The following is a 20,441-nucleotide window of genomic DNA, read 5'->3' as shown; positions in this document are numbered from 1 at the left end:
ACCCGTCACGTCCCAGTTTAATGCGCGGCTCCGAGGCCGCACTCGGCGAGTCGTGCCGCGAACCAGAGCGATAGCGGCTGATCGACAATGCCGCCGGCATAGATTTCCGACGCCGTCACATTGTGCTTGTCCAGCACCAGCAGCACGCCGATCCAATAGGCGAACCAGATATCCGCATCGGTCATCGCCATCAGCTTGTGCTGGTCGTGCTCGAGCGAGGTGTGATTGCTTGCCTTGCGGATCTCCACAGCGAGCAGGTTCTTCGGGATCTCGCGCTGATGCACGACGACATCCGGATAGATCGACTTTCCCAGATGATCGTCGGTCGAGATGATGGAGCCGTGCGGCAGAAGCAGCGTGCGCTCGCCGAGCCGGTCGTAGTTGCAGTCGACCGACCAGCCCCGGTACTGCCGCTCGAGATAGACAGCGAAGCGGTGGGTGACCGCCCGCTCGCCGCTGTCGTTCTCGAACAGGAATCCTTCGTGGGCGTATAAGTCCTGGAGCGCCGCGATCACCTTGTTCAGCTCGGTCTGCATCGTGCCCCCGGCCTTCGGCGCCCTGTAGACTGCTCCCCTACATCTGGACTTCGATCAATCGCGGCCCCGGCTCGGCGACGGCTTCGGCCAGCGCCTTGTTGAATTCGTCGGCGTTGGTGACGGCGCGGCCGGGCACGCCCATGCCCTTCGCCAGCGCGACGAAATCGAGCGTCGGCCGGTCGAGGCGCAGCATGTCGTTGGCGCGCTGGCCGGGCTCGCCGGCGCCGACATTGTCGAACTCGCCGCGCAGGATTTGGTAGATGCGGTTCGCGAACACGATGGTGACGATGTTGAGGTTCTCTCTAGCCTGCGTCCACAGCGACTGGATCGTGTACATCGCGCTGCCGTCGCCGACCATGCAGATCACCTTGCGGTCCGGACAGGCGATCGCGGCGCCGATCGAGAGCGGGGTGGAGAAGCCGATCGAGCCGCCCATGTTCTGGAGCCAGTCGTGCGGGGCGGCCGCCGCCGTCGGCGGAAAGAAGCCGCGGCCGGTGGTCAGGGACTCGTCGACCAGGATCGCATTCTCCGGGATCGCGCACGCGATCGCCTGCGCGATCGAGGCGAAGGTCAGCGCGCCGGTCGGCTTGACCAGCTCCTGCAAGGCCTGCGGCTTGACGTCCTTTGCGCTTGCCTTGACCGCGCCGGCGAGTGCTTCCAGCGCCGCGACCGAGTTCTCGCCCCAGGAGGTCATGTGGTGCACCTCGCAGCCCTCGGGCTTGAGCATGCTCGGCTTGTTCGGATAGGCGAAGAACGCCACGGGATCGTCGGACTCGACCAGCACGATGTGGCGGAACTTCGCCAGCATCGGCAGCGCGTTCTCGATCACGTAGTGGATGCGGTCGATCGAGTAGCGGCCGCGGCCGCGTGCCATCTTGGGACGGAAGGTCGGGCCCATCACGGTGCAGCCGGTCTTGTTCGCGATGTGCTCGGCCAGCGCCAAGCCCTGCTCGCTCAGCGCGCTGCCGGTCATCAGCAGCAGCGTGCCCTCGCCGTCACCGTGCAAAATCCTGGCGGCCTGCTCGACCGCCTGCGGCGAATAGCTGGCGCGCTGCTGCTCGGCCGGCACCTCGGCAATACCGTCGGCCTCGTTCCAGGCGGTGTCGGCGGGCAGGATCAGGGTCGCGATCTGCGGCGGGGCGCTCCTGGCGGCGGCAATCGCCGCAGCGCCGTCGGCGGCAACCGATTTGGCATCCGGCGAGGTGCGGACCCAGGACGACATCGGACGGGCAAGGCCCTCGATGTCCGAGGTCAGCGGCGCGTTGTAGCCGATGTGGTAGACCGCGTGCTGGCCGACGATGTTGACGATGCCAGAGTTCGCCTTCTTGGCGTTGTGCAGGTTGGCAAGGCCATTGGCGAGGCCGGGGCCGAGATGCAGCAGGGTCGAGGCCGGCGTGCCCTTCATGCGGAAATAGCCGTCGGCGGCGCCGGTCACCACGCCTTCGAACAGGCCGAGCACGCAGCGCATGCCCGGCACGCGGTCGAGCGCTGCGACAAAATGCATTTCGGAGGTGCCTGGGTTGGTGAAGCAGACATCGACCCCACCCTTGACCATCGTCCGCACCAGGCTTTCCGCACCGTTCATTCTTCAGCTCCTGCAACTGGCAATGTCCAGATATCCGTCCGACCAATCATTGTTCGCGGCCATCGTCAAAGCAAGAGCGGGCATTGCGGCCCTGCCCCGCGCGACAATGCGCCGGTTTGGCTAACGCTTTTCGGCAAATTGGCATGGTTGCCGATTTGGTAACGCCAACCGCGGGGAATGACGGCGCTCACGGGGCCGTGGCTTGCGGAATGCCCGCAAATATGGCCTCTGGCTTTCGTTGAAGCGATTTATTTTTGGGGGGAAACAATGATCCGGTTTTTTGCCGCGCCGATCGCCGCCATCGCACTGCTGTCAGCCACGGCGGCCGGCGCCCTCGCCGAGGAGTTCGACTCGCGCGACATCATGGGCGGTGGCCCGAACTTCTTCCGCTCCGGCGCCAACCCGATCCCCCGCGCCACCGTGATGTATTATGGCAATTACGCGCCCGGCACGGTCGTGGTGAACACCAGGGAGCGCCGCCTTTATCTGGTGCTCCAGAACGGCCAGGCGCTGCGCTACGGCATCGGCGTTGGCCGCGACGGCTTCCGTTGGGGCGGGGTCCACAAGATCACCGCCAAGAAGGAATGGCCAGACTGGACGCCGCCGTCGCAGATGCTGGCGCGCCGGCCGGACCTGCCGCGTCACATGAGGGGCGGCATCGAGAATCCGCTCGGCGCGCGCGCCATGTATCTGGGCTCGACGCTCTACCGCATCCACGGCTCCAACGAGCCGGAGACGATCGGCCAGGCGGTGTCCTCGGGGTGCTTCCGCATGACCAATGACGACGTCACCGACCTCTACGGCCGCGTTTCGGTGGGCACCACCGTGATCGTGCTCAACAATTAGCCCGGCAACTGCGGCGGGAACCCGCAGGGCGCGCGAATTTGCGGTCTTGTGCGTCGCTTCCGAATGCGGCAGCGTTGCGCAACGATGAGCGTATTGAACCCGTCCTCGCCTCTCCTTCGCACCGCTCTACTCGCGTTCGCAGCGCTCACATGTGTGCCTGACATCGCTGCCATGGCTGCCGCCGGCGAATTGCCGGCGATCGCCTCGCGGCAGCGCTCCGAGAAAAAGAGCTTCACCGACGGCGAGATCGTCGAGGGCTTTCTGAAGACCGCGTTCGGCGCCGAATATCACCTCGCCGGCCGCGTTGACCGCATCCGCAAGTTCGACGGGCCGGTGCGCGTGTTCGCCGAAAGCGACCGCGCCGATCGCAAGACGCAGCTCGCAAGAGTCGTGGCCGACATCGGCACGCGCGTGCAGCATCTCGACATCGCCATGACCACCACCGGCGAGGCGGCGAATGTGCGGGTGAAGCTGGTGCGCGACCGCGATCTCTACCGCACCATCGCGAGCTTCTACGGCGCCGAGAAGGCGCGCGAGATCCGCACCTCGCTCGATCCGCAATGCCTGTCCGGCTTCCGCAAGAACGACAATTTCGAGATCGAGCATTCCGACGTCATCCTCACGGTCGACAAAGGCGATTTCACCTTCCTCGATTGCGCCTATGAGGAGCTGCTGCAATCGCTCGGTCCGATCAACGACACCGCGAGCGTGCCGTGGACGATGTTCAACGACAACGTCTCGATGGGCTATTTCGACGTCTACGACCAATACATCCTCAACCTGCTCTACGACCCCCGCATCAAGCCCGGCATGACCGTGCAGGAGGTCAAGGCAGTGCTGCCCGACGTGCTCGCCGACGTGCGCGCCTTTGTGAAGCGCGTGAACAATCTGACGGAGTAGTTAGTCCGGTCGTCCTGAGCTGCGAGCCATAGGCATCGAAACGTTTAGCGTGAGAGGAAATCAGTAGGATGGGTAGAGCGCGGCGAAACCCATCGCACTCTCTCCGCGGTGATGGACGTGATGGGTTTCGCTTCGCTCTACCCATCCTACGAACTACAACTCGCCGCCCTATTGCACGAGCTCGGCAACGGCGGTTGCGGCCTTGAGGCCCGTGCCGGTGAGGACCGCCACCGTGGTCTCGTTCGCCTTGATGGCCCCGGCGCCAGAGAGTTTGTCCAGCGCGGCGGCCGCGCTGGCGCTGGTCGGCTCGGCGAACAGGCCCTGACGCGCAAGGCGGCGCAGGGCAGCAACGATCTCGTCCTCGGTCAGCGCCACGGTGCCGCCGCCACTCTCGCGCAGCGCGCCGATGATCTCGCGCAGGCGCAGGGGATTTTTGATGGCGGTGCCTTCAGCGATGGTCTTGTTCACCTCGCGCGGCACCGGCGTATCGACACCGGCCTTGAAGCTCGCATCGATCGGCGAGCAATTCAGTGGCTGCGCCGCGAACAGGCGCGGCAGCTTCGCGATCTGGCCGGCCTTGAGCAACTCGCGAAAGCCGAAGGCGCAACCGAGCAGGCTGCTGCCGGCGCCGACTGGAACGATGACATTGTCCGGCGCGCGGAAGCCGAGGTCCTCCCAGATTTCGTAGGCGAGCGATTTTGTGCCCTCGAGAAAGAACGGCTGCCAGTTGTGACTGGCGTAAAAAGTCTGGCTCGACTGGCGGATGGCTTCGGCCTCCGATTCCTCGCGCGGCCCTTCCACGAGCTGCACCGTGGCGCCGTAAGCGCGCACCTGCGCGATCTTCGCCGGCGACGTCGAGGCCGGCGCCAAGATCTTCACGCGCATGCCGCCGGCGGCACCGAGCCCGGCCATCGACGAGCCGCCATTGCCGGAGCTGTCTTCCAGAATGGCGTCGACACCGATCTGCCGCAGGAAGGACAGCATCACCGACGAACCGCGATCCTTGAAGCTGCCGGTCGGATTGAACCATTCGAGCTTGAACAACGGCCGCAGGTCGCCCCAATCCTGCTGCACAAGCGGCGTGCAGCCCTCGCCGAGCGTGATCGGATTCTTGATCTCGACCGGCAGCGCCGCCCTGTAGCGCCAGAGCGATCGCGTGCGAGGCTCGATCTCCTCGCGCGACATGCCTGTCCCCGGCGTCACCAGAAGCGGCGTGCGCTCGTCCGAGCACCAGCGCGGCTGGTCCAGCGGATAGAGCTTTCCGTTGCGGGGATCGATGTAGCTTGCGGCGGGCATTGGGGGTCTCCGGGACAGAGCCGATCCGGTCGATATGTCTGAATGTGCAGGTTTTATCCAGTCACCTGTTGAGAGGGGTGGACGCTAGAGGCTCGGCTAGCTCCCTTAAAAAAAACACGAATAATTCCATACATATAGTCCGCCGCCCCCTCGGGGAACCGCAGCCCAGAGCGGCGCTTTTGCACCATTCAGGGCGGGCACGCCGATACCTATATGAACGGCATCGGCAACGAACGGCCTTGCTGTGCGACGCCATTAACTTGTCTGTCGTGGCTGGGCGCTACAATATGTTGGATTGAGCTTGCGTCGCCGACGTTCCTCAACCGGCAACGCGACCGAGCCAGGCCCGTCCGAGCGGCGGGCCGTTGGCTTTTTGGGAGTTTGGTCATGAGCCGCGCGAACCGTACTGACCACATCCGCCTCACCTCCCATCCGGAGCCGGGCAGGAAGGCCGCCTTTCCGATCCACTGGGGCGCCGCAGACGCGCGCTCCCGCGGTCCGGTCATCGGCACGGTGTCGCGCGCGCAGGATCGCAACGTGATCGGCAGCCATGGCGGATCCTACGCGATGTACCGGGCCCTCGCCGTCTCAGCCGGCGCGCTCGATCCGATCCGGCGCCCCGACCTCACCAACACCTTCCCGGCCGCGACCATCGGGCCGTTTCCGCAGTGGAGCGATCCCGACAAGATCGTCGCGCTCGATCCCTGGGGGCATCTCGTCGCCGAAAATTTCCGCCAGGAGATCGCCGAGGGCGCCGACATCAGGCCGAGCATCGCGGTGACGCGCGCGCGGCTGGACCTGCCCGAGATCCGCGAGGCGCTTGGAGCAAAACGCCTGCGTGCCGACGGCGAGGTCGTGCACGCTAACGGCAGCGTGTCGGTGGTGAAGATCGCGATCGATCCGGTCTGGCACCTGCCCGGTCTCGCGCATCGCTTCGGCACCAGCGAGACCGAGTTGCGGCGTACGCTGTTCGAGCAGACCGCCGGCATGTTCCCCGAACTCGTGACGCGGCCGGACATGAAGGTGTTTCTGCCGCCGATCGGCGGCACCACCGTCTACATGTTCGGCGACGTCACCAAGCTGCCGGACCACCGCACCAAGATCACCTGCCGCGTGCATGACGAATGCAACGGCTCCGACGTGTTCGGCTCCGACATCTGCACCTGCCGGCCCTACCTGATCCACGGCATCGAGGAATCCGCGCGCGGCGCGCAGGAGGGCGGGCTCGGGCTCGTCGTCTACAACCGCAAGGAAGGACGCGCGCTCGGCGAGGTCACGAAATTCCTGGTCTACAATGCGCGCAAGCGCCAGGAGGATGGTGACGCGGCCGCGGCCTATTTCGAGCGCACCGAATGCGTCGCAGGCGTCCAGGATGCTCGCTTCCAGCAATTGATGCCGGACACGATCCACTGGCTCGGCCTGAAGCGCATCGACCGCTTCCTGTCGATGAGCGACATGAAATATGACGCGCTCACCTCGCAAGGCATCGACATCGTCGAGCGCGTGCCGATCCCGCCGGAGCTGATCCCGGCCGATGCCTATGTCGAGATCGCCGCGAAGAAGGCCGCCGGCTATTACTCGACCGACATTGCGCCGGAAGAGGACGTGAACGGCGTGGTCGGGCGCTCGCTGGAAAAGTACTGATCACGCGATGGCGGACGCTTTGGAATCGCAGGCACGTTCGCTGCTCACCGCAAAGGCGGTTCGCGCGCGTGCCGGGCAGATGCTCGAGCTCGGCCTTCGCGACGGGCTCCAGCACTTCACGATCGATCTCGACCGCATGAACGGCGTTGCCGATGCCGTGCTCGCGGTAACGCGCAAGGCCTATCCGACGCTGGACATTCCCTTTCACGCGCGGTGGCGGCACTTCGTGCTCGGCGGCGTCGATCGCTGGGCGCGGCTTGCCGACGCTGTGACCTGGCCCGACCGCGCGGCGCGGGCGCGCGCGGAGTTCGACCTCGCCATCGTCAGCGTGCTGCTCGATGCCGGCGCGGGCGCGACGTGGCGATACCGCGACGCAGTGACAAGGGAAGGCATCGGCCGATCCGAGGGCCTTGCGATCGCAAGCCTCGACATGTTCGCAAGCGGCCTCTTTTCGCGCGATGCCAGTGCGCCGTTCAGGGTCGATGCGGACGTGCTCGCGCAATTGCCCCTCGCCGCGCTCGCATCCGCCTTCCAGGTCACGGATGCCAATCCGCTGCTCGGCCTCGAAGGACGCACTGATCTGTTACAGCGCCTGGGCCGGCTGGTGGCGGAGCGTGTGGAGGTCTTCGGCCTGCAAGATACGCCGCGGCCCGGCGGCTTGTTCGATCACATCGCGGCGCAGGCGACGGGCGGCGCCATCGCCGCGCCGGCCATTCTCTCCGCTGTGTTGAACCAGCTCGGGCCGATCTGGCCGTCGCGACTCGCGCTTGCCGGAATTCCGCTCGGCGATTGCTGGCGCCATCCGGCCATCGAGACGGACGACGCGACCACGGGCCTCGTCCCCCCTGCACAAGCTATCGCAATGGCTGAGCTATTCGCTGATCGAACCGCTCCAGCGCGCCGGGTTTGCGGTCACCGACATCGACAGGCTGACCGGGCTCGCCGAATACCGCAACGGCGGCCTGTTCGTCGACCATGAGGTGCTGCGCCTGCGCGACGCCGGCGATGCCAAGCGCGCGCATGCGGTGGACTCGCTGCTCGTCGTCGAGTGGCGCGCGCTGACTGTAGCGCTGCTCGATCTTTTGGCAGATCGCATCCGCGCCAGGCTCGGCCGCGCCTCCGAGTCATTACCGCTCGCCAGCATTCTGGAAGGTGGCACCTGGGCAGCGGGCCGGGCCATCGCCTTCGCGCGCCGCCCCGACGGCGCGCCGCCGCTCAAGGTGATCAGCGACGGCACGGTTTTCTAGCGCATGATCCGCAAGCCACCTTATTGCACTTGGTGAATTTCAGGAGCGTCCGATCATGGAAGGCGTCACGATCGTCGATCATCCGCTGGTGCAGCACAAGCTGACCCTGGTGCGGGACAAATCCATCTCGACGAAATCGTTCCGGGAGCTGATCAAGGAGATCGGCATGCTCCTGTGCTACGAGGTGACGCGCGACCTGCCGCTCACCGACGTCGTCGTCGACACGCCGCTGGCGCGGATGCACTCGGCCAAGATCGCCGGCAAGAAGCTGGTGTTCGTGCCGATGCTGCGCGCCGGCACGACGTTCGTCGACGGCATGATGGATCTGGTGCCGACCGCGCGCGTCGCACATATCGGGCTCTATCGCGAGCCACACAGTTTTGCGGCGGTCGAGTATTTCTTCAAATCGCCGCACGATCTCAGCGAGCGCCTCGCGATCGTCGTGACCCCGGTGGTCGCGACTGCCAACACGGCCGTCGCCGCGATCGACCGGCTGAAGGAGCGCGGCGCGAAAGATATTCGTCTCGCCTGCCTGATCGCCGCGCCGGAAGGACTCGAGCGGCTGCGCGGGCTGCATCCGGACGTGCCGATCTGGACCGCGGCGATCGATGAAGGGCTCGACGAGAACGGTTTCATCTTGCCGGGCCTTGGCGATGCCGGCGACCGCGCCTACGGGACGAGATAGGCGGCAAGCTCAAATCTTCCCGCTGCCGCAAATGCCCTTCAGCGCCTGCCACTCCTTATCCGTCAACAGCGGCGGACCGCTTGCGGGGCGATCTTCCCTCGTCATGCGGGCAAGGCGATCCTCGGTCAGTGGGTGGCTGGCGAGGATGGTCGTGAAACCAGAGCCGCCTTCCTTGCCGGTGATGCGGAACATCAGTTCGGCCGCCGGCTTCGGCGAGCGGCCGAGTGCGTTCATGATCTCGATCGCGAAGGTATCGGCATAGGTCTCCGCCTCGCGCGAATAGGAGGCTTCGACCACGCTGCGCGAGGCGAAGATCACGGCGCTTGAGCCGGTGACGTCGCCGAACAACAGGCCGATCAGGAACGAAGTGCCGCCGTTGTAGATGAGGCCGCGCATATTGTCGTGATGCTTGAGATGGCCGAGCTCGTGCGCGAGGACACCGGCGAGCTCGTCGGGGTTTTCGGCCTTGTCGAGCAAGCCCTTCAGCACGAACACCTTGCCGCCTGGCAGCGCAAACGCGTTCGGCACCAAGGTCGGCAGCACGCCCGCCGTCATGGCGTCGTCGTCGAGGCCCGCAGCATCGCGCAGGCGATTGACGAGTTTCGTGAACGCGGCCTTGCCCGCGGGGTCTTCGCACACGCCGCGGCCGAAGATGGTTTTGATCTGGACTTCGGCGGCATCGCCGATGCGTCTTTCGACCGGCTTGGGCACCAGCGGCGCGAGACGGTCGGCGGCGAGCGGCACGCCGAACAGCACGACGCAAACGATCGAAACGGCGGCGGCCACCGACCAGCCGACGATCTTGGCAATGCCGCGGCGTGTGGTCTGGTGCTCGTCGAGGCGCGTGCAGCGGGCGGTCACCTCAGCGGCCAGCGCAGTATCGCGGATTTCGAGTCGCGCCAGCGGCGGCGCGGTTGTGCAGGCAAGGCGCAAAATACCGACCGGGCTGTCGGCCCGGCGGATGTCGGCATAGGCCCAGCGAACCGGCGTTCCCCCCTCTTCGAGGATCTCGAGCGCCTCGCCGAGCGTCAGCGTCACCTGCCGCCTGCGGCTGGACACGCCGTCGAAGAAGATCGTCGGCTTGGCGGACTGCGCTACGGCCTCAGCGGGCACGTCACTCACGGTTCAGAATCCCGCAACATCGAGCCCATCGGCAAAACCTTCGCCGAGCGCGCTGGCGAGCTCGCCGCTGCCGCGCACGTCCGCAGCGGCTGCGATGTCATGCACCTCGACGGTTTCCAGCACCTTGGCCCAGAGATCGCGCTGGAGATAGACCCGCATGACGATATTAAGCGCAAGCGCCAGGGCGAAATAGCCGATGACAGTCATCACCAGCATCGGGATGCTCTTGGAGGCATTGGCGGGCCCGAACACCTGCTCGGCCGGAAGGCCGCTCAGCTTGACGACGAGCATAATCGCGCCGCCGAGATAGGCGCCGAAAAGGATCGAGAGCAGCATCCACCAACCGACCACCTTCCAGTAGAGACCGTAGAACACGTTGTGCGGCAAATCAGAGGACAGGCTCACGCCGCCGATGCGGATACTGTCGAGCCACCAGCGCCATTCGCGTGCCTTGAACTCGGCATAGAAGAACGGCGCGAGCGGGAAGATCACGAGCGCGATCGGGCTCAGGAGCCACAGCCACCAGCCGCGCTTGAAGAACGTCCAGCCGTCACCTTCGAAGTCGCCACACAGATCGCCGTAATGGGTGTGCTGCATCTTGTAGCGCTCGAGCGAAGCCGCGCGCCAGGGCAGCGCCAGGCCAAGGGTCAGGAACACCAGCAGGCCCCAGAGCATGGCGCGGAGCGAATAGGCCCAGCCCGATCCGTCCATCCAGAAGCGCACGCCGCGCCAGACCGTGCGGGTCAGACGATAGCGTCGCGCGCGAAAAATCGCGAACTGGCCGAAGGCGTAGAAGCTGATGAAGAGCGGCGTCGAGGCAAAGCCCTGCCAGCGCTCGAACTCGATACCGACGAGGAAATAAGCAAGATAGATCGGCACCAGGATCGCGAGCGCGAACAGGAAGCCGATCAGGAGCTCCTTGCCGCGGCCCGTGTATTCGGCGGCATCGCCGTCGATCGCGGTGTGCGACCACAGATGACGGCGGATGTCGGTGACGAGCCAGAACCGGTAGAAGCCGAAGGTCACGAGCTCGAGCATGGCGCCCTTGGTGACCATTTTGCGGAACTCGGAGCGGTTGCCTGTGAAATCGACCCGCGTGGGCGGCAGCGGCGGCGGGACCGGTTGGGGCGGCCCGACGGGGGCCCATTGCAAGTCGTTCACGGCGGCAACCTCTGGGTGCTGGCCTATTGTGATCAAACTATAGATCAGAGGTTAGTCGATCCCCAAGATGGCCGGGTTCGATTTACCCCGATTCCGGTTGATTTCTTGCACGATTCCCCGCCAAACGGCGTGCGCGGGATCACGTTCACACTGCCGCGCGACGACCGTCCGGCACTCTCGCGAAGGTTGGATGTGGCAAAACTCTCACTTGCTCCGGCGCAGACAACCGGCTGTAATTGCAAATCAAATACCGCAGCGCAGAATTCAACGAGAACGCGCGGTTCACGCCAGGGAGAACGGTCATGCATGGGACCATCGAGAGCGCGGAAAAGCTCGACGCCTTGCGCGCGCGCGCATCGTCATTGCCGATCGAGCAATTCGATCCGGGCGATCCAGAATTGTTCAGGACCGATACGTTCTGGCCCTATTTCGACCGCCTGCGCCGCGAAGATCCCGTGCATTACTGCAAGGACTCGATGTTCGGGCCGTACTGGTCGGTGACACGCTACAACGACATCATGGAGATCGAGACCAACCATTCGGTGTTCTCCTCGGCTTCCTCGCTCGGCGGCATCACCATCCGCGACATCGATCCGGATCTGCGCCGCGAGAGCTTCATCTCGATGGACCCGCCGCGCCACGCGGCGCAGCGCAAGACCGTGGCGCCGATGTTCACGCCGACGCATCTGGACAATCTCGCAATCAACATCCGCAAGCGGTCGGCCGAGTGCCTCGACAATTTGCCGCGCGGCGAGGTGTTCGACTGGGTCGACCGCGTCTCGATCGAGCTCACCACGCAGATGCTCGCGGTGCTGTTCGATTTCCCCTGGGATGACCGCCGCAAGCTGACACGCTGGTCGGATATCGCGACCACCATTCCCGGGCCAGACGGCCTTGTCGCCACCGAAGACGAGCGGCAGGCCGAACTGACGGAATGCGCGGCCTACTTTTCGCGGCTGTGGAAGGAGCGCATCGAGCAGCCGCCGAAGAGCGACCTGCTCTCCATGATGGCGCATGGCGCTGCGACGCGCGACATGGATGCGAAGAACTTCCTCGGCAATCTCGTCCTTTTGATCGTCGGCGGCAATGACACCACCCGCAACACCATGTCAGGCTCGATCTACGCGCTGAGCCAGCATCCGGATCAGTATCGCAAGCTGCGCGAAAACCCCGCGCTGCTCGACAGCTTCGTGCCGGAAGTGATCCGCTGGCAGACGCCGCTGGCGCATATGCGGCGCACGGCGCTGTCCGACTTCGAGTTCCGGGGCAAGCAGATCAAGAAAGGTGACAAGGTCGTGATGTGGTACGTCTCGGGCAATCGCGACGAGGAGGCGATCGAGCAGCCGTACGATTTCATCATCGATCGCGCCCGCCCGCGCACGCATCTCTCCTTCGGCTTCGGCATCCATCGCTGCGTCGGCTTGCGGCTTGCCGAACTCCAGCTCAAGATTATCTGGGAAGAGATCCTGAAGCGATTCGACCATATCGACGTGGTCGGCGAGCCCAAGCGGGTCTATTCGAGCTTTGTAAAGGGTTTGGAAACGCTGCCGGTCAAGATTGCGGCGTGATGCGTGAGAACTCCCTCTCCCCGCTTGCGGGGAGAGGGTTGGGGTGAGGGGGAGTCTCCACAGGGACGGTGAGAGCCGAATCGCGGAGAGTCCCCCCTCACCCGGAATTCAAGCTTCGCTCGAATTCCGGCCTCTCCCCGCACGCGGGGAGAGGCAAAGACCAAAACACTGGAGCCAATAGATGAACATCCAAACGCCGGTTAAAGTGGACAAGGCCGAACGCATGCGCAGGGCCCGTGAAGAGGCCTATGCGACGCCGCTGGCGCAATTCCACCCCGGCGCGCCCAGGCTGTTCCAGGACGACACCTTGTGGCCGTGGTTCGAGCGACTGCGCAAGGAAGAGCCGGTGCACTACTGCACCAACGCACCGATCGAGCCCTACTGGTCGGTGGTGAAGTACAATGACATCATGCATGTCGACACCAACCACGGCGTCTTCTCCTCCGACTCGACGCTCGGCGGCATCTCGATCCGCGACGTGCCGGAAGGCTATGACTGGCCGAGCTTCATCGCCATGGACCAGCCGCGTCATTCGGCGCAGCGCAAGACGGTGTCACCGATGTTCACGCCGGCGCATCTGGACGAGCTGGCCAAGCTGATCCGCCAGCGCTCGCAGACCGTGCTCGACAATCTGCCCCGCAACGAGACGTTCAACTTCGTCGAGCGTGTCTCGATCGAGCTGACGACGCAGATGCTCGCGACCCTGTTCGACTTCCCCTGGGAGGAGCGGCGCAAGCTGACGCGCTGGTCGGACGTCTCGACCGCGCTGCCCAAGAGCGGCATCGTTGCGTCCGCCGAAGAGCGCCGCCGCGAGATGGACGAGTGCTACGCCTATATGTCGAAGCTCTGGAACGAGCGCGTCAATTCCGCGCCGCGCAACGACCTGCTGTCGCTGATGGCCCATAACGACGCCACCCGCTTCATGGACCCCGACAACCTGATGGGCAACATCATCCTGCTCATCGTCGGGGGCAACGACACCACGCGCAACACCATGACCGGCTCGGTGCTGGCGCTGAACGAGAACCCGGACCAATACGAGATGCTGCGGAAGAATCCGGCGCTGATCGATTCCATGGTGCCGGAGGTGATCCGCTGGCAGACGCCGCTGGCGCATATGCGGCGGACCGCGCTCCAGGACACCGAGATCGGCGGCAAGCACATCAGGAAGGGCGACCGTGTCGTGATGTGGTACGTCTCGGGCAACCGCGACGAGGAGATGTTCGAGAAGCCGAACGAGTTCATCATCGACCGCCCGCGGCCGCGCACGCATCTCTCCTTCGGCTTCGGCATCCACCGCTGCGTCGGCATGCGCCTCGCCGAGTTGCAGCTCCGGATCGTCTGGGAAGAGATGCTGAAGCGGTTCGACCGGATCGAGGTGGTCGGCGAGCCGAAGCGGATCTATTCGAGCTTCATCAAGGGATATGAGTCACTACCGGTGCGGATTCCGGGGTGAGTCCCAGGAGCGACTCGCTCAACGCTTCCCCTCACCCTGAGGAGCCTGCGCAGCAGGCGTCTCGAAGGGCGAGGCCACCGGCCGGGCCTTCATCCTTCGAGACGCGCGCAAGAGCGCGCTCCTCAGGATGAGGATCGGACGCCGAAGCCCAGCTATAAAAATCCGGCATGACAGGTCGCAAAGGATGCGAAGGGCCGACCGCGTGCTTGTGTCCTAAACCGCAGCCGAGGCGTCGGTGTGCTCCCTCGCCCCGCTTGCGGGGAGAGGGTTGGGGTAAGGGGGGAGCCTCCGCGGGAACGATGATAGCCGACTCGCGGAGACTCCCCCTCACCCGCCGCGCTTCGCGCGTCGGCCTCTCCCCGCAAGCGGGGCGAGGCGAAGAAGGCGTCGGCCGTCAGGCAAGCCTGATGTCCCACAGGCCGTCCTTGCGGCAGGCCGCGACCTCGTCGCGCAGGAGCGCCGTGACGGCGAGCGAAGCCGTCGAGGCCGGACGGTCGATCGGAGAAGCGAAAATGAGCTCGCGCGTCATCGGCTTCGAAACAGCCGTGGTTTCCAGCCGCCCCTCGGCGACCTCGCCGTGGACCGACGATGGCGGCAGCAGCGCAAAACCGAGCCCCTCCTCGACCAGGCTCGTCAGCACGCGAAACGAATCCGCCTCGAGCTGGACGTTGAGCTTGATCTTACGTTGGGCGGCCGCGTGCTCGATCAGCGCACGGAGACCGTGCGAATGACTGGGCAGCACCAGCCGCTGCCGCAGCAGCCAGCCGATGTCGACGTTCTTCTTGCGCGCCAGCCCGCAGCCGCGCGGGCCCACCGCGACGATGTTGTCACGGCCGAGGCTCTGTACGTGGAGATGCAAATCGGCCGAGCGCCCATAGAGGATGGCGAGGTCCATCTCGCCACGGTGCAGCCACTCGACGAGATGGCCGCTATAGCTCTCGACGATGCGCAGCGAGATGCCCGGAAACTTTTCGACGCAGCGCCGCGCAAAGCGCGCGGAGAGCACACAGCTCACGGTCGGAACCAGGCCGAGCACGACCTGGCCGGACGGCGGCCCCTTGGCCGACTGGATATCGTCGCGGATCTGGTCGACCTGCCGCACGATGCCGGAGGTGCGCGCCAGCAGGAGACGGCCGGCCTCCGTCAGCACCATGCCGCGGCCGTTGCGGGTGAACAGCTCCGTGCGCAGCTCATGTTCCAGAAGCTTGATCTGGCGGCTGAGCGCCGGCTGCGCCACGCGCAACGTGTCGGAGGCCTTGGAGAGGCTGCCGAGCTCCGCCACGCAACTGAAGGTCCTGAGCTGTCGGAAATCCACGCTTGCCAATCCTGGAAGGCTACTCCATACGCTATAGCAAATGAGCATAGGGGGCTGGCGTTGTTTTCACAACGCCGGGGGGATTGGCCGGCGTTATCTTAACTGCCGCTATCAACGGGAAACGCGATGAGTCAAGAACACCACACCGAAGATCACGCCGACATCCGCGAAGCCGTTGCAAAGTTGTGCGCGCAGTTTCCCGGCGAATACTGGCGCAAGCTCGATCGCGAGATGGCCTATCCCAAGGCCTTCGTCGATGCGCTGACGCAGGCGGGTTATCTTTCGGTGCTGATCCCCGAGGAATATGGCGGCGCCGGCCTGAAGCTCTCCGCTGCGGCAGCCATCCTCGAAGAGATCCAGCGCGCGGGCTGCAACGGTGGCGGCTGCCATGCCCAGATGTACACGATGGGGACGGTGCTGCGGCACGGCAGCGCCGAGCAGAAAGCAAAGTACCTGCCGAAGATCGCGAGCGGTGAATTGCGGCTCCAGGCTTTCGGTGTCACCGAGCCGACCAGCGGCACCGACACCTCCTCGCTAAAGACCTTTGCCCGCAAGGAAGGCAACGACAGCTACATCGTCAACGGCCAGAAGATCTGGACCAGCCGCGCCGAGCATTCCGACCTGATGGTCCTGCTGGCGCGCACCACACCGAAGGAGCAGGTCAAGAAGCGCACCGACGGGCTCTCCGTGTTCATCGTCGACATGCGGGAGGCGAAGGGCAAGGGCCTGGAGATCCGCCCGATTCGCACCATGATGAACCACGCGACCACCGAAGTGTTCTTTACCGACATGAAGGTGCCGGCCGAGAATTTGATCGGCGAGGAAGGCAAGGGGTTCCGCTACATCCTCTCCGGCATGAATGCCGAGCGCATCCTGATCGCAGCCGAATGCATCGGCGATGCAAAGTGGTTCATCGCGAAGGCCACGAACTACGCCAAGGAGCGCGCGGTGTTCGGCCGGCCGATCGGTCAGAACCAGGGCATCCAGTTCCCGATCGCCAAGGCTTACGCCTCGATGCGCGCGGCCGAACTGATGGTGAAGGAGGCGACTCGCAAATACGAGGCCGGGCTCGACTGCGGCGCGGAAGCGAACATGGCCAAGATGCTGGCGGCGGATGCCTCCTGGGAGGCGGCCAACGCCTGCATCCAGACTCATGGCGGCTTCGGCTTCGCCGAGGAATACGACGTCGAGCGCAAGTTCCGCGAGACGCGGCTGTATCAGGTGGCGCCGATCTCGACCAACCTCGTGCTGTCCTTCGTCGCCGAGCATGTGCTCGGCATGCCGCGCTCGTACTGAGGTCGCGCCATGGGAGCACTTGACGGGATCAGGGTGATTGCGGTCGAGCAGGCGGTCGCGGCGCCGTTCTGCTCGTCCCGCCTGGCGGATGCTGGCGCGGAGGTGATCAAGATCGAACGGCCCGAAGGCGATTTCGCCCGCGGCTATGACGCGGCGGCAAAGGGGCAGAGCAGCTATTTCGTCTGGCTCAACCGCGGCAAGCAGTCGGCCGTGGTCGATCTCGCCACCAAGGAGGGCTGCGCCGAGCTCGAGAAGCTGATCGCGAGCGCTGACGTGCTGATCCAGAACCTCAAGCCGGGCTCGATGGACAAGCTCGGCTTCTCGCGCGAGCGGCTTTTGAAAGACTATCCGAAGCTGATCTCCTGCACGATCACCGGCTACGGCGACGAGGGTCCCTACGCGCATCGCAAGGCCTATGATCTCTTGATCCAGGCCGAGAGCGGACTGGCCTCGATCACCGGCAACCCCGACGGCGCCTCGCGCGTCGGCATGTCCATCGTCGACGTCGCGACCGGCGCGACCGCGCATGCGGCGATCCTGGAGGCGCTGATCGCGCGGAGCCGTACCGGCAACGGCGCCGACATCCGCATCTCCATGTTCGACGTGATGGCGGACTGGTGCACCGTGCCGCTGCTCAACTCCGAAGCCGGCAATCCGCCGAAGCGCATGGGCCTCCGTCATCCCTCGATCGCGCCCTATGGCGTGTTCACCTCGAAGGACGGCAAGGACATCCTGATCTCGATCCAGAGCGAGCGCGAGTGGAAGGCGCTCTGCGTGAAGGTTCTTGATCAGCCCGACCTGCCCGCCGATCCGCGCGTCGCCAACATGGTCGAGCGCGTCCGCAACCGCGACTTCACCGACAAGACGGTGGCCGATGCCTTCGGCAAGATGACACGCGATGAGTTGCTCAAGCGACTGTCGGACGCAGACATCGCGTTTGCCGAGGTCAACACCATGGCCGACCTCACCAACCATCCGCATCTGCGCCGCATCGAGGTCGACACGCCCAACGGCCGCGTCAGCTATCCCGCGCCGGCGCCGATCATCGTCGGCGAGACGCGCTCTTACGGCGCGGTGCCCGGCATCGGCGAACGTCCCCAATCCAGGAAATAAAAGAGCGAGGCGTCATGACCGAGAAGCTCGACATCGATCACTTAAGGCAATGGATCGGCCGCAGCCAGGAGGCAACCGACATCGTCACCGCGCAGCTCGTCAAGGGCCTGCGCGCGACGCTGTTCCAGGAGGTCGGCGAACCCAAAACGGGCGATGCCGCGCCGTTCACGGTGCACTGGTGCCTGGCACAGCCGGTGTTTCCGATGTCGATGCTCGGCCCTGACGGCCATCCGACCCGCGGCGGCTTCCTGCCGCCGGTGCCGCTGCCGCGCCGGATGTGGGCGGGCGGCGAGATCGAGTTCTTTCAGCCGCTTCGCGTCGGCGATGAATCGACGCGAACCTCGCGCATCGCCGATGTTCAGGTGAAGACCGGCTCGACCGGCACATTGTGCTTCGTTTCTGTCGAGCACAGCATCTCCTCGCCGCGCGGCGTCGCCATTCGCGAGCGACAGGACATCGTCTATCGCGAGATGACGAGCAGCGCGCCTGCGACGGCGAAGGCCCCGCCCCCGCCGCCGAAGGCGCAGCATCGCGAGACCCATGTCTCCGATCCGGTCCTGCTGTTCCGCTATTCGGCGCTGACGTTCAACGGCCATCGCATCCACTACGACCGCGACTACGTGACCAAGGTCGAAGGTTATCCGGGCCTGATCTTCCACGGGCCACTACAGGCGGCGTTCATCATTGAAATGGCCGCGAAATTGCGTAGCGGCAAGCCCCCGAAGAAGTTCACCTATCGCGGCTTGCAGCCGCTGTTCGAAGGCACGGAATTCTCCATCAACGCCAACGAGACCGAGGCCAGCATGGAGCTGTGGACCGCGAACGCGGAAGGGCAGCCGACGATGAAGGGCACGGCGGTGTGGTGAGCCGCCGCTGCTTCCTTCTCGTCATTGCGAGCGTAGCTGCGATGTAGGAACTTAGACCCTCACCCTGAGGAGCGCGCCCTTCGCGCGCGTCTCGAAGGGCGAGGCCACAGACCGGGCCTTCATCCTTCGAGACGCGCGTTCCGCGCTCCTCAGGATGAGGAACTAACAGGGGACGGAAACCATGGCAAAGAACGGCAAGACCGGCAGCAAATCCGTCACTGTCAAGCAGGCGACCCTCGACCTGCTCCGATCCTTCGGCATCGACAAGGTGTTCGGCAATCCCGGATCGACCGAGCTGCCGTTCCTGAGCGACTGGCCCGGCGACATCGACTACGTGCTGGCGCTCCAGGAAGCGAGCGCCGTCGGCATGGCCGATGGCTACGCCCAGGCGACGCGCAATGCGGGTTTCGTCAATTTGCATTCGGCGGCCGGCGTCGGCAACGCGCTCGGCAATATCTACACCGCGCATCGCAACCAGACACCGCTCGTGATCACCGCGGGCCAGCAGGCGCGCTCGATCCTGCCGTTGCAGGCGTTCCTCTATGCGGAACGCGCCTCCGAGTTTCCGCGGCCTTACGTCAAATACAGCGTGGAGCCGGCGCGGCCCGAGGATGTGCCGGCTGCGATCGCGCGGGCCTATTACACCGCGATGCAGCCGCCGTGCGGGCCGACTTTCGTGTCGATCCCGATCGACGACTGGGCGCATGCGACCGCTCCGATCGAAGCGCGCAAGGTCAGTCGCGAAATAGGACCTGAGCCGGACGCGATGAAGGCGGTGGTCGCAGCGCTCGGGTCGGCCAAGCACCCTGCCCTCGTCGTCGGTCCCGGCGTCGACCGCGCCGGCGCGGTCGACCTGATGGTGCGCGTTGCCGAGAAGGCCAAGGCGAGCGTCTGGGTCAGCCCGTTCTCGGCGCGCTGCTCATTCCCGGAGCGTCACCCGCAATTTGCCGGCTTCCTGCATGCCTCGCCGGCACAATTGTCCGACGCGCTGCGCGAGCACGATCTCGTCGTCGTCATCGGCGCGCCGGTGTTCACTTTCCATGTCGAGGGTCACGCCGCCATCTTCGACGGCGGCGCGACCATCTTCCAGATCACGGACGATCCGGATGCGGCCGCGGTCACTCCGGTCGGCACCAGCATCATCGCCACCATGAAGCCGGCGCTTAGCCTGCTGCTCGACCTCTTGCCGGAGAGCAAACGCGCCACGCCAAAAGGCCGTACGCTGCCACCGGCGCCGCAAGCCGCCCACCCGCTGCCGGTGGAATTCCTCCTGCACTCGCTGTCGCAGGCGATGCCTGACGGCGCATCGCTGGTCGAGGAAGTGCCCTCGCACCGGCCCGCGATGCAGAAATTCATGCCGATGCGCGGTCAGGACAGTTTCTACACCATGGCAAGCGGCGGCCTCGGCTACTCGCTGCCTGCAGCAGTCGGCATGGCTCTGGGCAAGCCGACGCAACGGACGGTCTGCCTGATCGGCGACGGCTCGGCGATGTATTCGATCCAGGCCCTGTGGACCGCCGCGCAGCGAAAACTGCCGCTCACCATCGTCGTCATCAACAATTCCGGCTACGGCGCGATGCGCTCGTTCAGCCAGGTGATGCAGGTGCGCAACGTGCCGGGGCTGGAGCTGCCCGGGATCGACTTCGTCAGGCTCGCCGAAGGCATGGGATGCCATGCGGTGCGGGTGAGCCAGGCGGCGGAGCTGGGTGACGCGCTCAAGCGCGGGATGGCGTTCGCGGGCACCAGCCTCGTCGAGGTGGTCGTGGATTCGGCCGTGCCGGTGCTGTACGGGCAGAAACATTAGG

At 65.1% G+C, this 20,441-nt stretch carries 16 protein-coding genes and 1 pseudogene; 11 read left to right on the top strand and 6 right to left on the bottom strand.

Features of this window, described 5'->3' with window-relative positions:
- Positions 1 to 17: 17 nt before the first annotated feature.
- Positions 18 to 536: a hypothetical protein gene (locus AC629_RS09815; RefSeq protein ID WP_084804596.1), complete on the bottom strand. Its 519-nt coding sequence runs from the start codon at positions 534 to 536 to the stop codon at positions 18 to 20.
- Between the two features lie 37 nt (positions 537 to 573).
- On the bottom strand, positions 574 to 2,121 hold the full coding sequence (locus AC629_RS09810) for an acetolactate synthase large subunit (RefSeq protein ID WP_084804595.1): 1,548 nt from the start codon (positions 2,119 to 2,121) through the stop codon (positions 574 to 576).
- Between the two features lie 267 nt (positions 2,122 to 2,388).
- On the opposite strand from AC629_RS09810, the gene AC629_RS09805 reads away from it, so the two are divergent.
- Both AC629_RS09805 and AC629_RS09800 read left to right on the top strand, forming a co-directional pair.
- Complete coding sequence (locus tag AC629_RS09805; RefSeq protein WP_084804594.1) at positions 2,389 to 2,967, top strand: L,D-transpeptidase; 579 nt, start codon at positions 2,389 to 2,391, stop codon at positions 2,965 to 2,967.
- 84 nt (positions 2,968 to 3,051) lie between these two features.
- Positions 3,052 to 3,867, top strand: a complete 816-nt coding sequence (locus AC629_RS09800) for a DUF2927 domain-containing protein (RefSeq protein ID WP_084804607.1) — start codon at positions 3,052 to 3,054, stop codon at positions 3,865 to 3,867.
- 168 nt (positions 3,868 to 4,035) lie between these two features.
- On the opposite strand, the gene AC629_RS09795 is transcribed toward AC629_RS09800, so the two are convergent.
- Positions 4,036 to 5,163 carry a threonine synthase gene (locus AC629_RS09795; RefSeq protein ID WP_084804593.1) on the bottom strand — a complete coding sequence of 376 codons (1,128 nt, stop codon included), beginning with the start codon at positions 5,161 to 5,163 and terminating at the stop codon, positions 4,036 to 4,038.
- A gap of 387 nt (positions 5,164 to 5,550) precedes the next feature.
- Here AC629_RS09795 and AC629_RS09790 point away from each other — a divergent pair, with 387 nt between their 5' ends.
- The 3 genes and pseudogenes from AC629_RS09790 to upp all read left to right on the top strand — a co-directional run bounded on the left by AC629_RS09790 (position 5,551) and on the right by upp (position 8,739).
- A complete protein-coding gene (locus tag AC629_RS09790) occupies positions 5,551 to 6,807 on the top strand; it encodes a GTP cyclohydrolase II (RefSeq protein WP_084804592.1) in 1,257 nt (418 codons plus the stop codon).
- Between the two features lie 7 nt (positions 6,808 to 6,814).
- Positions 6,815 to 8,054, top strand: a pseudogene (locus AC629_RS09785) (URC4/urg3 family protein).
- Between the two features lie 55 nt (positions 8,055 to 8,109).
- Complete coding sequence (gene upp, locus AC629_RS09780; RefSeq protein WP_084804591.1) at positions 8,110 to 8,739, top strand: uracil phosphoribosyltransferase; 630 nt, start codon at positions 8,110 to 8,112, stop codon at positions 8,737 to 8,739.
- A gap of 9 nt (positions 8,740 to 8,748) precedes the next feature.
- Here upp and AC629_RS09775 read toward each other — a convergent pair whose 3' ends face one another.
- Entirely contained in the window at positions 8,749 to 9,861 is a 1,113-nt protein-coding gene (locus tag AC629_RS09775) for a M48 family metallopeptidase (RefSeq protein WP_084804590.1), read from the bottom strand.
- A 3-nt stretch (positions 9,862 to 9,864) separates the two neighbouring features.
- Positions 9,865 to 11,022 (bottom strand): YjgN family protein, encoded by a 1,158-nt coding sequence (locus AC629_RS09770; RefSeq protein WP_084804589.1) that lies wholly within the window; start codon positions 11,020 to 11,022, stop codon positions 9,865 to 9,867.
- Between the two features lie 302 nt (positions 11,023 to 11,324).
- Between AC629_RS09770 and AC629_RS09765 the strand changes: the two genes are divergently transcribed.
- Both AC629_RS09765 and AC629_RS09760 read left to right on the top strand, forming a co-directional pair.
- Complete coding sequence (locus AC629_RS09765; RefSeq protein WP_084804606.1) at positions 11,325 to 12,590, top strand: cytochrome P450; 1,266 nt, start codon at positions 11,325 to 11,327, stop codon at positions 12,588 to 12,590.
- Positions 12,591 to 12,771: 181 nt separating this feature from the next.
- Positions 12,772 to 14,046 (top strand): cytochrome P450, encoded by a 1,275-nt coding sequence (locus tag AC629_RS09760; RefSeq protein WP_084804588.1) that lies wholly within the window; start codon positions 12,772 to 12,774, stop codon positions 14,044 to 14,046.
- A gap of 394 nt (positions 14,047 to 14,440) precedes the next feature.
- On the opposite strand, the gene AC629_RS09755 is transcribed toward AC629_RS09760, so the two are convergent.
- Positions 14,441 to 15,361 carry a LysR substrate-binding domain-containing protein gene (locus AC629_RS09755; protein ID WP_084804587.1) on the bottom strand — a complete coding sequence of 307 codons (921 nt, stop codon included), beginning with the start codon at positions 15,359 to 15,361 and terminating at the stop codon, positions 14,441 to 14,443.
- Between the two features lie 126 nt (positions 15,362 to 15,487).
- Between AC629_RS09755 and AC629_RS09750 the strand changes: the two genes are divergently transcribed.
- The 4 genes from AC629_RS09750 (at position 15,488) to mdlC (ending at position 20,440) form a co-directional block, all read left to right on the top strand.
- Positions 15,488 to 16,657 carry an acyl-CoA dehydrogenase family protein gene (locus AC629_RS09750; protein WP_084804586.1) on the top strand — a complete coding sequence of 390 codons (1,170 nt, stop codon included), beginning with the start codon at positions 15,488 to 15,490 and terminating at the stop codon, positions 16,655 to 16,657.
- A gap of 9 nt (positions 16,658 to 16,666) precedes the next feature.
- A complete protein-coding gene (locus tag AC629_RS09745) occupies positions 16,667 to 17,770 on the top strand; it encodes a CaiB/BaiF CoA transferase family protein (protein ID WP_084804585.1) in 1,104 nt (367 codons plus the stop codon).
- Between the two features lie 14 nt (positions 17,771 to 17,784).
- Positions 17,785 to 18,636: an HTD2 family dehydratase gene (locus tag AC629_RS09740; RefSeq protein WP_084804584.1), complete on the top strand. Its 852-nt coding sequence runs from the start codon at positions 17,785 to 17,787 to the stop codon at positions 18,634 to 18,636.
- Between the two features lie 181 nt (positions 18,637 to 18,817).
- Positions 18,818 to 20,440, top strand: a complete 1,623-nt coding sequence (gene mdlC / locus AC629_RS09735) for a benzoylformate decarboxylase (RefSeq protein WP_084804583.1) — start codon at positions 18,818 to 18,820, stop codon at positions 20,438 to 20,440.
- Position 20,441 lies beyond the last annotated feature (1 nt).

The organism is Bradyrhizobium sp. NAS80.1 (assembly GCF_001908205.1).
Taxonomy (GTDB): Bacteria; Pseudomonadota; Alphaproteobacteria; order Rhizobiales; family Xanthobacteraceae; genus Bradyrhizobium.
The sequence above is the reverse complement of the archived record's forward strand: the minus strand, read 5'-3'. Positions and strand labels throughout refer to the sequence as shown.